General features: G+C 69.4%; 14 protein-coding genes. 4 read left to right on the forward strand and 10 right to left on the reverse strand.

Annotated features, from left to right (window positions below; all coding sequences use genetic code 11):
* Positions 1-137: 137 nt before the first annotated feature.
* Positions 138-629, forward strand: a complete 492-nt coding sequence (gene bfr / locus L1785_RS09940) for a bacterioferritin (protein WP_236089103.1) — start codon at positions 138-140, stop codon at positions 627-629.
* A 1-nt stretch (position 630) separates the two neighbouring features.
* Here the strand turns inward: bfr and L1785_RS09945 are convergent, their stop codons facing one another.
* A complete protein-coding gene (locus tag L1785_RS09945) occupies positions 631-834 on the reverse strand; it encodes a (2Fe-2S)-binding protein (RefSeq protein ID WP_236089259.1) in 204 nt (67 codons plus the stop codon).
* Positions 835-1,095: 261 nt separating this feature from the next.
* On the opposite strand from L1785_RS09945, the gene L1785_RS09950 reads away from it, so the two are divergent.
* Positions 1,096-1,722 carry an antibiotic biosynthesis monooxygenase gene (locus L1785_RS09950; RefSeq protein WP_236089104.1) on the forward strand — a complete coding sequence of 209 codons (627 nt, stop codon included), beginning with the start codon at positions 1,096-1,098 and terminating at the stop codon, positions 1,720-1,722.
* 33 nt (positions 1,723-1,755) lie between these two features.
* Here the strand turns inward: L1785_RS09950 and L1785_RS09955 are convergent, their stop codons facing one another.
* The 6 genes from L1785_RS09955 to L1785_RS09980 are packed head-to-tail and all read right to left on the reverse strand — an operon-like array spanning position 1,756 to position 8,833.
* Positions 1,756-2,469 carry an SDR family oxidoreductase gene (locus tag L1785_RS09955; RefSeq protein ID WP_236089105.1) on the reverse strand — a complete coding sequence of 238 codons (714 nt, stop codon included), beginning with the start codon at positions 2,467-2,469 and terminating at the stop codon, positions 1,756-1,758.
* A complete protein-coding gene (locus tag L1785_RS09960; RefSeq protein WP_236089106.1) occupies positions 2,466-3,881 on the reverse strand; it encodes an aspartate ammonia-lyase in 1,416 nt (471 codons plus the stop codon). The genes L1785_RS09955 and L1785_RS09960 overlap by 4 nt, the downstream gene beginning before the upstream one ends.
* Entirely contained in the window at positions 3,865-4,968 is a 1,104-nt protein-coding gene (locus tag L1785_RS09965; RefSeq protein ID WP_236089107.1) for a tartrate dehydrogenase, read from the reverse strand. Before L1785_RS09965 ends, L1785_RS09960 begins: the two co-directional genes overlap by 17 nt.
* The gene (locus L1785_RS09970) at positions 4,965-6,461 is read right to left on the reverse strand and encodes an NAD-dependent succinate-semialdehyde dehydrogenase (RefSeq protein WP_236089108.1); all 1,497 of its coding nucleotides are present in this window, start codon (positions 6,459-6,461) and stop codon (positions 4,965-4,967) included. The genes L1785_RS09965 and L1785_RS09970 overlap by 4 nt, the downstream gene beginning before the upstream one ends.
* Before the next feature lie 20 nt (positions 6,462-6,481).
* Complete coding sequence (ald, locus tag L1785_RS09975; protein WP_236089109.1) at positions 6,482-7,558, reverse strand: alanine dehydrogenase; 1,077 nt, start codon at positions 7,556-7,558, stop codon at positions 6,482-6,484.
* A gap of 12 nt (positions 7,559-7,570) precedes the next feature.
* Positions 7,571-8,833, reverse strand: coding sequence for an aminotransferase family protein (locus L1785_RS09980; RefSeq protein WP_236089110.1), 1,263 nt, complete (start codon positions 8,831-8,833; stop codon positions 7,571-7,573).
* Positions 8,834-8,898: 65 nt separating this feature from the next.
* Here L1785_RS09980 and L1785_RS09985 point away from each other — a divergent pair, with 65 nt between their 5' ends.
* The gene (locus L1785_RS09985) at positions 8,899-9,570 is read left to right on the forward strand and encodes a GntR family transcriptional regulator (protein ID WP_236089111.1); all 672 of its coding nucleotides are present in this window, start codon (positions 8,899-8,901) and stop codon (positions 9,568-9,570) included.
* Positions 9,571-10,036: 466 nt separating this feature from the next.
* Positions 10,037-10,204 carry an SGNH/GDSL hydrolase family protein gene (locus L1785_RS09990; RefSeq protein WP_236089112.1) on the forward strand — a complete coding sequence of 56 codons (168 nt, stop codon included), beginning with the start codon at positions 10,037-10,039 and terminating at the stop codon, positions 10,202-10,204.
* Positions 10,205-10,452: 248 nt separating this feature from the next.
* On the opposite strand, the gene L1785_RS09995 is transcribed toward L1785_RS09990, so the two are convergent.
* Genes L1785_RS09995 through L1785_RS10005 form a run of 3 tightly spaced genes read right to left on the reverse strand, consistent with a single transcriptional unit; the run spans position 10,453 to position 13,156 of the window.
* Positions 10,453-11,454 carry an FAD-dependent oxidoreductase gene (locus L1785_RS09995; RefSeq protein WP_236089113.1) on the reverse strand — a complete coding sequence of 334 codons (1,002 nt, stop codon included), beginning with the start codon at positions 11,452-11,454 and terminating at the stop codon, positions 10,453-10,455.
* Positions 11,454-12,221, reverse strand: coding sequence for an amino acid ABC transporter ATP-binding protein (locus tag L1785_RS10000; RefSeq protein WP_236089114.1), 768 nt, complete (start codon positions 12,219-12,221; stop codon positions 11,454-11,456). Before L1785_RS10000 ends, L1785_RS09995 begins: the two co-directional genes overlap by 1 nt.
* Complete coding sequence (locus tag L1785_RS10005; protein WP_236089115.1) at positions 12,218-13,156, reverse strand: amino acid ABC transporter permease; 939 nt, start codon at positions 13,154-13,156, stop codon at positions 12,218-12,220. Before L1785_RS10005 ends, L1785_RS10000 begins: the two co-directional genes overlap by 4 nt.

Raw genomic sequence — 13,156 nt, forward strand, 5'->3', positions numbered from 1 at the left:
GACAGAACGGCCCAAAGGCCACGATGCCGTGAAGCGGGCACGGTTCGGCTTGACCCGGTTCCCGGAGTCTGGACTTGCGTGCTGCTTCAGGGGGCGGAGCATCGGGAGCAGGACGGCGCTCTCAATGGAGGTCCACGGTGCAGCCAGCCAGCCCTCGTGTGGTCGAACTACTCAACGACGCGCTCACCTTCGAGCTCACCGTCACAAACACCTACTTCCTGCACGCCCGGATGCTCGACAGCTGGGGGCTCACGAGGCTGGGCAAGGTGTTCTACGACTTGTCCATCGACGAGATGAAGGACGCCGACGACCTGATCAACCGGATCCTGATGTTCGGCGGGCATCCCAACGTGCAGCGGCTGAACCCGATCCAGGTCGGCGAGTCCGCGGAGGAGATGCTGCGGCTCGCTCTCGACAGCGAGAACGCGGCGGTCGCCCAGTTCAACGCCGCCGCCGAGGAGTGCCGCAACCTCGGCGACCACGGCACCGCCGCGGTGTTCGAGGACATGGTCCGCGACGAGGAAAAGCACGCGGACTGGTTCGAGAGCCAGCTCGACGCCATCGAGCGGATCGGCATTCAGCGGTACCTCGCCCAGCACGTTGAGGCCGGCGCGGGTCCGGAGGGCTGAGCTAACTGGCTGCGCTGTCGATCTCCAGGGCCGCAGATTCCTGCTCCTGGTGTTGGCGCACCAGTGCCTTCACCGTGAAGATGCAGGACCCGCAGTCCTGGGCAGCTCCGGTGGTCCGGCACACGGCCGAGACGGTCCGGGCTCCTCCGGCAAAGGCTGCGGCGATCGCTCGGTCGCTGACGACACCACACTGGCAGACGATCATGGTGGCGAGGCTCACCTCCCGGGCCGGTCAGTTGGGGCTACCTAAGGTGAGGATATCCTAACCTATGACGGTGGATACCCGGGCGGTCACGGCGTGATGGGCCTCACGCTCTGCTGAGCCAGCACCCTGAGCTCGACGGCCTTGAATACGTGTTCCTGCGTCCGGACGTCACCACTTGCACTCGGTCACCGGACGGCGGAACGTGAGTTGGGAGGGCGGCAGCGTCGTCCGGACGTTGCCCCGAGAGCAGGGAGCGCGTTCATGTACGTACGCACCACCGAGGTCCGAGGAGACCCGGCCAGGATCGACGACGGCCTGCGGCTCGTTCGTGAGGAGATCTACCCGGCGGTCAGCGCGATGGACGGCTGTGCCGGGATGTCGCTGCTGGTCGACCGCCAGACCGGCCGCTGCATCGCCACGACGTCGTGGCGGTCCGAGGACGCGATGCTGGCGAACGTCGGCGCCGTGCGACCGCTCCGCGAGCGGGTCGAACAGTCCGTGGGTAGCACCAGCGGCAGCCAGGTCCACCAGTGGGAGGTCGCCGTGGTCCACCGGGATCACGCCGCGCCGGACGGCGCCTGCGCCCGCCTCACCTGGCTGAACGGCGACCCGAGCATGATGGATCGCGCCATCGACGTCTACCGGATGGCCATCCTGCCTCAGATCCAGGAGCTCGACGGATTCTGCAGCTCCAGCCTGATGGTCGACCGCGAGACTGGTCGGGTCGCCGGCACCGTCGCCTTCGACAGTCGCAGGGCGCTCGAGGCCAGCCGTGACGCCGCGATGCGCATCCGCGAACAAGCCGTCCGCGAGCTCGGCGCCACGATCGACGACGTCGAGGAGATGGAGATCGCGTTCGCGCACCTTCACGTGCCCGAGATGGCCTGACGCCGGCCCGGACCACAATCCGCCGGCACTCGCTCACCAGGTGAGGGCTCGCCTGTCGAGGAAGACCTGTCCGGTCGGTCCGGTGCCCGGCAGCGTGGCGAGCCAGACCGGCGTGTCTGCTCCGGCTTCGACCGGTCGCTCCGCGTCGGGACTCATGTCCGTCCTGGTGTACCCGGGTGATGCAGCGTTGACCAGGATGCCGGTGCCGTCGAGCTCGACGGCCAGCGTCCGGGTGAGCATGTTGAGCCCGGTCTTCGAGATGCGGTAGGCCGGGGAGGACGGCGATCGGGTCAGCTCGAGCGAGGCCATCGTGCTGCTCAGGTTGACGATCCGGCCGTAGCCGCGCGCCCGCATCGACGGGACGACCTCGGCACAGCACCGCCAGGCGCCGAGGAGGTTCGTCTCCAGGGTGCGCCGGATGCGCGTGAAGTCCGGCGAGGACGGCCGGTGCTCCGGGCCGTCGACCGCGATGCCGGCGTTGTTCACGAGCACGTCGATCCGGCCGTGCTGCTTCCTGACGTGCCGGAACGCCGCATCGACGGATGGCCCGTCCACGACGTCGAGGCCCAGGCCGCTGACCTCACCCGGGCACGATGCGTCCAGCGATCGCGCCTGCTCGTCGGCGCGGTCGGCATCCCGGGCCGTCAGCACCACGTGATAGTCAAGGCCGGCGAGCTGCCGGCAGATCTCGAGTCCGATCCCCCGGTTACCCCCGGTGACCACCGCCACCCTTCGGGCTGTGCTCATCGGCCGACCAACCCCGCGGCTTCCTCGATCTGCCGGGCCTGGACGTCGTCGAGCAGACCCTTGCTCACAGCAAGGTCAAGGACTCCCCCACCGAGCGAGTCTGCCTCGACGGCGAGCTCGGCTGCCCGCGCGTAGCCGAGGACCGGGCTCAGGTGGGTCACGGTGACGAGGGAGCCCGGCAGGAGGTTCGCCAGGTGCTCGCGGTTGACGGTGATGCCGGCGACGCAACGCTCCGCGAGAGCGCGCACGGCCGCGGAGAGGTGCGCCGCACCATCCAGCAGCGAACGCGCGATGACGGGCCCGAACGCGTTGAGCTGGAGCTGTCCGGCCTCCGCGGCGAGCGTCACGGTCAGGTCATTGCCGATGACCTCGAACGCGACCTGGTTGACGAGCTCCGGGATGACCGGATTGACCTTGCCGGGCATCATGCTCGATCCCGCCTGGACGGCCGGGAGACTGATCTCGTGGAGACCCGCACGCGGACCGGAGCTCAGCAGCCGCAGGTCGTTGCAGATCTTGGAGAGCTTGACGGCCGTCTGTCTCATGACGCCGGACAGGTGGACGTAGGCTCCGGTGTCCTGGGTGGCCTCGACGAGGTCGGCCGCTGAGCACAGCTCGGGGATGCCAGTGAGGCTTCTCAGCTCCGCCAGGGCGTAGACCCGAAAGTCGGGGTGCGCGTTGAGCGTCGTCCCGATCGCGGTTCCTCCCAGGTTCAGCTCGCACAGCTGGCGGCGGGCACCGGCCAGCGCAGTTCTCTCCTTCGCCAGCATGCCGGCGAAGGCTCCGAGCTCCTGGCCCAGCGTCATCGGGACGGCGTCCTGCAGCTGGGTGCGACCCAGCTTGACGGTCGTCGCGAGCTCCTCCGCCTTGGCAGCGAAGGCCCGCTGCACGAGCTCCAACGACTCCTGGAGCTCTCCCGCGGCTCGGTGCAGCGCGAGCCTGACTGCCGTGGGGTAGACGTCGTTCGTGCTCTGTCCGAGGTTGACGTGCTCGAGCGGGTGCACGACGTCGTACGCGCCCCGGTCCAGGCCGAGTCGTTCGAGGGCGAGGTTGGCAATGACCTCGTTCGCGTTCATGTTCGTCGAGGTACCGGCCCCGCCCTGCAGGGGATCAACGACGAACTGGTCGTGGTGCTCACCCCGGCGCACCTGGTTGCAGGCGCCGATGATCGCGGCGGCGATCGTCGGGTCCAGGCGCCCGCACCGGCGGTTGGCCGCGGCCGCGGCCTGCTTGACCGCCGCCAGCGCCTCGATCAGCAGCGGGTAGCGCGCGAGCGTGTCACCGGTGATGTCGAAGTTCGCCAGTGCCCGGGCGGTGTGGACCCCGTAGAGCGCCGAGGTGGGTACGGCACGGTCGCCGAGCAGATCGTGCTCGAGACGTACCCCCTCGGCGGGGTCAGTGCCGGTACGCATGCGCGTCCTCGACCCTGTTCGCGAGAGCGTCCAGGCAGTGGCGCGCGATGGCGTCCGCGACCTCGGTCGTCGTGGCGGTGCCGCCCAGGTCCGCCGTGCGGACGCCCTCTGCCAGTGCGGACTCGATGCCGTCGACCAGGATCTGGGCGCCGAGGTGCTCGCCGAGGTGCTCGAGCATCATGGCTGATGCCCAGATCTGACCCACCGGGTTCGCGATGCCCCGGCCGGCGATGTCGGGCGCGGACCCGTGCACCGGCTCGAACATCGACGGGTACTGCCGCGGTGGGTTCAGGTTGGCGCTCGGGGCCACGCCGATCGACCCGGCGACGGCGGCCGCCAGATCGGAGAGGATGTCGCCGAAGAGGTTCGACGCGACGATGACGTCGAGCGTCCGGGGCTTGAGCACGACCCGCGCGGCCAGCGCGTCGATCAGGACGCTCTCCAGCGTCACGCCAGGGCTCGCGTCGACACACTCCCGGACGACCTCGTCCCAGAACGGCATCGTGTGGATGATGCCGTTGGACTTGGTCGCGGAGACGAGGCGTCCCTGGCGCCGGCTCGCGAGGTCGACGGCGTACTTCGCGACCCGCTCGATCCCGGTCCGGCTGAACACCGCCTCCTGGATGGCTGTCTCCTCCGGGCGTCCGCGGTAGAACCGGCCGCCCACGTCCGAGTACTCCCCCTCGACGTTCTCCCGGACGACGACGAGGTCGAGCTCGTCCAGACCGGCGATGGGCGAGACCACGCCCGGGAGGATCCGGATCGGGCGCAGGTTGACGTACTGCTGGAACTCCCGGCGGATCGGGATCAGCAGACCCCAGAGCGTGACGTCGTCCGGGATGTCGGGGGCGCCGACCGCACCCAGCAGGATGCCGTCACCGGTGGCGAGCTGGTCGAGACCGTCCACCGGCATCATCCGGCCGTGGGCACGGTAGTGGTCGGAGCCCCACTGCCGGTCCCGCCACGTGACCGTGAAGCCCAGGGTGGGAGCGATCGCGTCGATGCAGGTGATCGCCGCTGGCATGACCTCCTGGCCGATCCCGTCGCCGGCGATCACGTCGACGGTGTATGCGCGCGGGCCGCTCATGGCCGCACCGGGATCGAGATGTACTTGGTCTCGAGGAACTCGTCGATCCCGATCCGACCGCCCTCACGGCCGAGGCCGGACTGCTTCACGCCGCCGAACGGCGCCGACGGCGTCGAGACGACGCCGGAATTGATGCCGACCATGCCGACCTCCAGGCGTTCAGCCACGTTGAGCGCGTTGTCGAGGTCCTGGGTGGCGACGTACCCGACCAGGCCCCACTCGGTGTCGTTCGCCCGGCGGATCGCGTCGTCGAGGCCGGTGAAGGTCTGGATCGCGGCGACGGGCCCGAAGATCTCGGTGCACGTCAGCGCGCTCCCGGGGTCGGTGCCCGTCAGGACCGTCGGCTCCACGAAGTACCCGGGTCGGTCGAGGCGACCGCCGCCGACGAGGACCGACGCACCACGGTCGACGGCGTCGTCGACCAGCGCGCGCACCTTCTCGCAGCTGGGCTCGTCGATCAGCGGTCCGACGTCGACCCCGTCGTGCGTGCCGTCACCGACCGTCAGGGCGCCCATGCGTTCGGCCAGCCGTCCCGCAAACTCCTCGGCGACGGACGCGTGCACGAAGAACCGGTTGGCAGCCGTGCAGGCCTCGCCCATGTTCCGCATCTTCGCGTGGAACGCCGCATCGACCGCCCGGTCGAGGTCCGCGTCCTCGAGCACGAGGAACGGCGCGTTGCCGCCGAGCTCCATCGAGGTGCGCAGGACGTTACGCGACGCCTGGGCGAGCAGGAGCTTGCCGACCTCGGTGGACCCGGTGAAGGACAGCTTGCGGATGATCCCGCTCTCCAGCATCGGCGTGACGACGTCCGCGGCCCGGCTGGTGGTCACGACGCTCAGCACGCCGTCCGGGAGGCCGGCCTCGGCGAGAATCTCCGCGAGCGCCAGCGAGCAGAGCGGGGTCTGCGGAGCAGGCTTCAGGATGCTGACGCAGCCGGCTGCGATCGCGGGAGCGAGCTTTCGGGCGCCCATGGCCAGCGGAAAGTTCCACGGGATGATCAGCAGGGAAGGGCCGACCGGCTGCCTGACCTGCAGGTTTCGTGCGGCTCCGTCAGGGCGGTGTGCATAGCCCCCGTCGATCCGGACCGCCTCCTCGGCGAACCAGCGGAAGAACTCCGCGGCGTAGGCGACCTCGCCGCGCGCATCGGCCAGCGGCTTGCCCATCTCCAGCGTCATCAGGAGCGCCAGCTGCTCCGTGCGCTCGACGGTCAGCTCGAACGCGCGATAGAGGATCTCCGACCGGGTCCGGGCCGGGGTGCGGGCCCAGGACGCCTGAGCCCGCTCGGCCGCCTCCAGCGCGGCCAGGGCGTCCCGTGCGCCGGCGTCGGCAACCTCCGTCAGCACCTCTTCGGTGGCGGGGTTGACCACCACCATCCGATCTCTGTTCGCGGCGGGCACCCACCTGCCGCCGAGGAAGAGGTCTCGGGGGACGCCCGCCAGCACCTTCGTCACGTCGTCCGTCGCGCGTGCTGCGGCGACTTCGGTCCGGGTCATTTCTGTCTCCTTCTCCGCACTCAGCGGAACGCCGCGGCGACGGCTTGGTGGGTGATGGTCCCGGCCCGGGTGTTGAGGCCGCTCCGCAGGCCCGGGTCGCGCTCGAGCGCCTCGTCCACGCCGAGCCCGGCGAGGCGGCGCACGTAGGGCAGCGTCGCGTTCGTGAGCGCGCGGGTCGACGTGCGCGGGACGGCACCTGGCATGTTGGCCACGCAGTAGTGGGTGGTGCCGTCCACCACGTAGGTCGGCGCATCGTGGGTGGTGGGCCGCGACGTCTCGAAGCAGCCTCCCTGGTCGATGGCGACGTCGATGAGGAGGGCGCCGGGCTTGAGCAGGCCGAGGTCGCCACGCGTGAGGAGCTTCGGTGCCGCGGCTCCGGGCACGAGCACCGCCCCGATCACCACGTCGGCGTCCTGGAGCGCGGTGATCGCCGGTCCACCTGCCGACTGCAGAACCTGCGCGGAGCTACCGAAGTGCTCCTCGAGCTCGCGCACCCTGTGCGACGAGGTGTCCAGGATCGTCACGTCGGCCCGCATGCCCACGGCGAGCGAGGCCGCCTGGGTGCCGACGACTCCGCCGCCGAGCACGGTCACCTTGGCGGGCGGGACGCCGGGCGAACCGCCGAGAAGCAGGCCGGGACCACCGTACGGGTGCATGAGGTACTGCCCTGCGGCGTGGGCGGCAAGGCGCCCGGCGACCTCGCTCATGGGCTTGAGGAGCGGCAGCTCGCCGCGGTCGTCGACGACGGTCTCGTACGCGATCGCGGTGACGCGGTTGTCGAGGAGCGCCTGGGTCAGCGGCCGGTCGGCGGCCAGGTGCAGGTAGGTGAAGAGGACGCTCTCCTCACTCAGCAGGTCGTACTCGCCGGCAACCGGCTCCTTGACCTTGACCACCAGCTCTGCCGCCCACGCGTCGTCGGTGCCGACGATCTTGGCCCCGGCTCGTTCGTAGTCCTCGTCCGGGATGCCCGATCCGGCGCCGGCGCCGCGCTCGACGAGCACGTCGTGGCCGTCCGCGACCAGGGCACGTGCCCCGGCGTCGGTCAGCGCCACACGGCGCTCCGCCGGCTTGATCTCCCTGACCACTCCGATGCGCATCTGCTTCTTCTCCTAGTACTGGTAGGCGTCGAGCGCCTGGGTGATGGTGCCGGCGATCAGCTTGACCTCGGCGTCGGTGGTGACGAAGGGGGGGCAGATCTGCAGCGTGTTGTCATGGATGACCCGGATCAGCACTCCGGCGTCCGTGCACGCCTCGGCGATCGCGTCGCCGTTGACGCCCTCGTGCAGGTGGACGCCCGCCATGAAGCCGGCTCCGGAACGCACCTCCTCGACCAGCTCGTGGTCGCGCAGGGGCTCTACCGCCTTCGCCAGCACGTCCTCGAGCCGGCCCGCCTCCTCGACCAGTCCCTCCTCGTCGATCACGTCCAGGTTGGCCAGAGCGATCGCGCAGGCCGTGGCATGACCGGAGTACGTAAGGCCGTGACGGAAGATCGGCGCGTCCGCGCCCTCGAAGAACCGCTCGGAGATGCGTGGTGACACGAGGACCCCGCCCAGAGGGGCGTAGCCCGAGGTGAGGCCCTTGGCCATCGTCACCATGTCCGGCTGGATGTCCCACCTGTGCGACGCGAACAGATGGCCGGTCCGGCCGAAGCCGGTGATCACCTCGTCGGCGATGAACAGGATGTCGTGGCTCCGGCAGAGATCCTGCAGCCCCTGGAGGTAGCCCTCGGCGGGACCGATGACGCCCCCCGTGCCGATGACCGGCTCGGCGATGATCGCGGCGATGTTCTCCGGGCCGATCTCGGTCACCGACCGCCGGACCGCCGCGATGTCGTTGGTGGCGACCCTCGCGGTCTCCGGGACCAGCGAGGAGGTGCCGTAGCCGTCGCGGTTGTACTGGAGGCCGGCCACACTGGTGCCGAAGGCGTGGAGCCCGTGGTAGGCGCCGACACGGCTGAGGATCGTCGTCTTCTCGGGGCGACCCTCGAGCTGCCAGTGCCTGCGCGCCAGCTTGCACGCCAGGTCGACGGAGTCGGAGCCGCCGCTGGTGAGCATGACCTTGGCGCCAGGCACCGGCCCCATCGCGGCGAGGCGATCGGCGAGGTGGAGGGCGGGCTCGTTCGCGAAGCGACCGAACGTGTGGTACGTCTCCAGCTTCCTCATCTGGTGATGCGCCGCATCGGCGAGACGAGCGCGTCCGTGGCCGATGTTCGCGTGCCACAGGCTTGCCGTGGCGTCGAGGAGCCACTGACCCGTCGAGCTCTCGAGCCACGCTCCCTCTCCACCTGTCAGCACGAGGCGCTTGGCCTGTGCGGTCGGCATATGAGCCTGCGGGTTCCAGAGCGCGTCGCCCGGAAGTTTCGTCCTGACCATGTGCGCAACTGTAGGACAGTTGAGTTGTAATGCACAAGGGGCCCGGACGGACTATTCTTCATGGCATGTCAGCACTCGAAGGTCTGGTCGTGCAGCGGTCCACGGCCGCGCAGCAGCTGGCCGCGGGCCTCGCCTCGCGCATCGTCGCCGGCGCGTTCGCGCCGGGCGACCGACTGCGGGAGAGCGCGATCGCGACGGAGCTGGGTGTCGCCCGCAACACGGTGCGGGAGGCGGTCCGGATCCTCGAGCAGACCGGGCTCGTGCAGTATGAGGTCAACCGCGGCGCCGTCGTCATCTCGCCGACGCCGGAGAAGGTCGACGCCCTCTACACCGCCCGCGAGCTGCTGGAGACCACGGCCGTCTCCAAACCCGTCGGCGAGCCTGCGCTGGCGGCATTGAGGACCGCGTACGACGAGCTCGTCGCCGCGGCAGCCTCGCACGACGCGCTCCGCATCGTGGACGTGGACCTGGCGTTCCACTCCGCGATCGTCGCGACGCTGGGCAGCACCCGGCTCGACGAGTTCTACGCCGAGCTCATGGTCGAGCTGCGCTTCTACCTCACGGTGCTGTCGCTCGAGGACCGCGAGTTCGAGCATCCCGACGACATCCTCGCCGAGCACCGGACCATCCTCGAGGCCATAGAGTCCGGCGACACCGCCACCGCGGTGCAGCACGTGCGCAGCCACATCGAGACCAATGCCCGGCGGGTTATCGAGATCCTGGACGGCCGCGCCTGAGGTCCGATCATGGAGGAACGCGGCAGGGGCTCGCCTGGCCGTCTGCGGCGAGGCGAGCCCCTGCTCAGCCGCGGAGGGCGGCCGCCCACAAGGGACGGCCCCCCATGCCCGCGCTCAGCTGGTCGAACCGGTCCCGGGCTGGCCCACTTCATGAGCTTCTCCGAGGGATGTCGGGCCGCACAGACCGTTGAGGCGCTCGTCGGACCTGGCCCGACGACCGATCAGCTTTCCGCTTGGCCCGCATCTCCGCCCGTCGCGCTCGAGCGCGATCTCCTTGCCGGGAGCGTCGACGTGGCGGCCAAAATCTCCCACCTCGACGTGACCGAGGTTCCGTTCTTGGTGACGTAGTGAGGTGACGCGGGCGCCGCTCCAGAAGCGGAACGTGAGGGTGTCGGCGGCACCAACCAGCAATGGCAACTCATCACGATCGGCGGAGGCCCCGGCGTTCGCGGACGACGTGCAGCAGGTGGTACAGGAGCGCGCCGGCGCGGGCGACAGCAGGGTCCGGTACTGGTTCCTCGACGGCTCCGGCCTGGACTTCCAAGGCTGCGACTGGCACTACTCCACCAACAACCACCGGATGATCGCCGACCGGTTCCGCCCGTTTGTCGACAGCCTGGCGCTGGGCTGGTAGCCGCGGGTCGGGAACGGCCAGGGCCTCCCGCGACCGTCGGTCGGAAACGAGCAGGTACGTGCGCTCGGTGTCCCACGGACGTCGCGAGAGGCCCTGGTGCGGTGCGGTCAGCCGGCAGAGGCGAATCGTGCGGGACGAAGAAAGTCCAGACCGTCCACGAGCGGACCCGAGCCCAGGGCTTCCGAGGCGGCGATGGCGCCCAGCGCGGATGACATCTTGAAGCCCGCGCCGGAAAACCCGGTGGCGCATTAGATGCGCTCGCTGCCGGCCACCGGCCCCAGGAGTCCGGTGGAGTCCGACGTGCAGAGATCGGGGTAGGCGTCCGACCGGACGATCTCGGGGATCAGACCCGGAAAGAACTCCCGGACCGTGTCCAGCGACTCCGCGACCTCGGCAGGCGTGAGCTCGCGGGCGATCGTGTCGCCGTCCGCCACCGTCGTTCCGCGCCCGTCCAGGGTCGCCTTCACCGTCGAACCGTCGATCGTCGGCGCCCCGTACAGGGAACGGTCGCGGGTGATCCGGATGAAGATGGGGAAGGCCTCGGGAACGAACTGCTCGGGGTGGCGGGCAGCGAACCACGTCAGGAAGATCCGCTTCCTGTGCACCTGCCGCTGGAGGTAGGCAGGCAACAAGGCTCCGGACCCGGAGCCGGACGCCACGATCACCCGGTCGAACGTCCAGCTCCCGTCGTCCGTCGAGACGCGTACCCCGTCGGAGAGCTCCCGGACCTCGCGGACGCGGGCGTCCTTGACGACCTCCGCACCGTTCTGGCGCGCCAGGTCGACGGCAGAGAGCACTGCGCGATCGGTACGAAGGACCCCCGCTCGCGTGTCGAGGATGCCACACTCCCCCGGCGACAGATGGTGCTGGGGGTAGCGGCTCGCCATCTCGGCGCGGTCGAGGATCTCGTGGGGCGCCCCGGTGCGCTTGATCGAGTCGAGCAGCGCCGGGATGTAGGGCCCGTCGACCTCACCGATCGACAGACCTCCGCACCGGGTGAGGATCTCCTGCCCGGACTCCTCCTCGAGTCCCTGCCAGAGACGCTCTGCGAGCTGGAGCACGGGGTACAGGTTGTGCTCTCCTCGGAAGGTCATCCGGAACAACCGGGTGTCGCCGCCCACGGCGCTGCGGGGGTGCGCCGGCGACACCGCCTCGAAGCCGACCGCAGGAACGCCCAGCTTCGAGGCCTGCCACAGCGCCATGCTGCCGACACTGCCGACGCCGATGACTGCGAGCGGACCGTCCGACATCACAGGACCTTTTCCAGGAATTTCTGTGTCCGGGCTTCCTTGGGGTTGCCCAGCACCTCCGTGGGCGGTCCCTGCTCCACGACCACGCCACCGTCCATGAACATCACGGTGTCGGCCACCTCCTTGGCGAAGCCCATCTCGTGAGTGGCAACGAGCATGGTCATCCCCCGCCCGGCCAGGCCCTTCATGACCGCGAGGACCTCCCCGACCCGCTCCGGGTCCAGGGCGCTGGTGGGCTCGTCGAAGAGCATCACGTTCGGATCCATGGCGAGCGCACGGGCGATCGCCACGCGCTGCTTCTGGCCGCCGGAGAGCTGCCACGGATAGTGGTCGCCGTGTCCGGACAGGCCGACGTCTGCCAGCAGCGAGTCCGCTCGCGAAGCTGCCGCCTTCTTGGCGACGCCCTTGACCAGCACCGGGCCGGCCATCACGTTCTCCCGCGCGGTCATGTTCGGGAACAGGTTGAACTGCTGGAAGACCATGCCGATCCGGGTGCGCTGCATCGCCACCTCCTTGCGGTTGCGCGCCCGGTAGGCGGTCTCGGTCTCGACAAACCCGAGGTCCTCGCCGTTCACCCTGAGAATCCCCCGGTCGACCTCCTCGAGCCCGTCGATGCAACGGAGCAGCGTGGACTTGCCCGACCCGCTGGGGCCGATGATGCACACGATCTCGCCGCACTCGACGTCCAGGTCGATGCTGCCGAGCACCACCCGGTCGCCGTAACACTTGCGCAGCCCGCGGGCGTAGACGGTTCCGTCGCCGTTCATCGCGCCTCACCACCCAGCGGCACAGGGTCGACCGCGGCCTCGCTGCTCACCCGGGATTTCACCAGCGAGTACCTCTTCTCGATCAAGGACTGGGGGTAGCTGAGGGCCAGCGTCATGATGAGATACCACAGACAGGCCACGATCAGCAGCGGGATGGTCTGGTAGGTGCGGGCGTAGATCAGCTGGGTGCTCTGCAGCAGCTCGGCCACACCCAGCACACTGACCAACGACGTCTCCTTGAACATCCCGATCATCTGGTTACCCGTCGCAGGGACGACGGTGGGCATCGCCTGCGGGATGATCACCCGGAACAGCTTCGTCCGGGCGCTCATCCCGAGCGAGTCGGCCGCCTCGATCTGCCCCTTGTCCACCGACGCGAAGCCACCGCGGATGATCTCCGCGAGATAGGCCGCCTCGTTGAGCGACAGGCCGATGATCGCGGCGGTGGTCGCGCTCATCAGCGCGTTCACGTCGACCGCTTGCGAGATGCCGGTGAACGGGATCCCGACCGCGATGTTCGGGTACAGCGCGGCGATGTTGAACCAGAAGATCAGCTGCACCAGCACCGGGGTTCCCCGGAAGAAGGTGATGTAGCCCGACGCCAGGAGCTGAACCGGGCGCACCGTCGAGGCCCGCATCACGGCGACGACCATGCCCAGGATGCCCCCGAAGACCATCGCCAGGATCGTCAGGACAATGGTCAGCCGTAGGCCTTCCAGGATCGTCGGAGCCGTGAAGTACTGGCCCACCACGTCCCACTGGTAGTTCTCGTTCGTGACCAGGGTGTGGGCCAGCCCGCCGGCCACCAGCACGCACACCGCCCAGGCCACGTACTCGAGCGGCCCACGTCGGTGCAGCCGCGGCTTGTCAGTGGCATCCATTGCTTTCGCCTCCTCGGAGCGGCTCTTGTCGAGCACGCCGATGTCCGGAGCCAT

Origin of the sequence: Antribacter soli (assembly GCF_021568775.1) — a bacterium.
Taxonomy (GTDB): domain Bacteria; phylum Actinomycetota; class Actinomycetes; order Actinomycetales; family Cellulomonadaceae; genus Antribacter; species Antribacter soli.

Coding starts and splice junctions, on each gene's coding strand:
- L1785_RS09945 (WP_236089259.1), bottom strand. CDS start 834: ATGATCGTCTGCCAGTGTGGTGTCGTCAGCGACCGAGCGATCGCCGCA.
- L1785_RS09950 (WP_236089104.1), top strand. CDS start 1,096: ATGTACGTACGCACCACCGAGGTCCGAGGAGACCCGGCCAGGATCGAC.
- L1785_RS09955 (WP_236089105.1), bottom strand. CDS start 2,469: ATGAGCACAGCCCGAAGGGTGGCGGTGGTCACCGGGGGTAACCGGGGG.
- L1785_RS09960 (WP_236089106.1), bottom strand. CDS start 3,881: ATGCGTACCGGCACTGACCCCGCCGAGGGGGTACGTCTCGAGCACGAT.
- L1785_RS09965 (WP_236089107.1), bottom strand. CDS start 4,968: ATGAGCGGCCCGCGCGCATACACCGTCGACGTGATCGCCGGCGACGGG.
- L1785_RS09970 (WP_236089108.1), bottom strand. CDS start 6,461: ATGACCCGGACCGAAGTCGCCGCAGCACGCGCGACGGACGACGTGACG.
- ald (WP_236089109.1), bottom strand. CDS start 7,558: ATGCGCATCGGAGTGGTCAGGGAGATCAAGCCGGCGGAGCGCCGTGTG.
- L1785_RS09980 (WP_236089110.1), bottom strand. CDS start 8,833: ATGGTCAGGACGAAACTTCCGGGCGACGCGCTCTGGAACCCGCAGGCT.
- L1785_RS09985 (WP_236089111.1), top strand. CDS start 8,899: ATGTCAGCACTCGAAGGTCTGGTCGTGCAGCGGTCCACGGCCGCGCAG.
- L1785_RS09995 (WP_236089113.1), bottom strand. CDS start 11,454: ATGTCGGACGGTCCGCTCGCAGTCATCGGCGTCGGCAGTGTCGGCAGC.
- L1785_RS10000 (WP_236089114.1), bottom strand. CDS start 12,221: ATGAACGGCGACGGAACCGTCTACGCCCGCGGGCTGCGCAAGTGTTAC.
- L1785_RS10005 (WP_236089115.1), bottom strand. CDS start 13,156: ATGGCTCCGGACATCGGCGTGCTCGACAAGAGCCGCTCCGAGGAGGCG.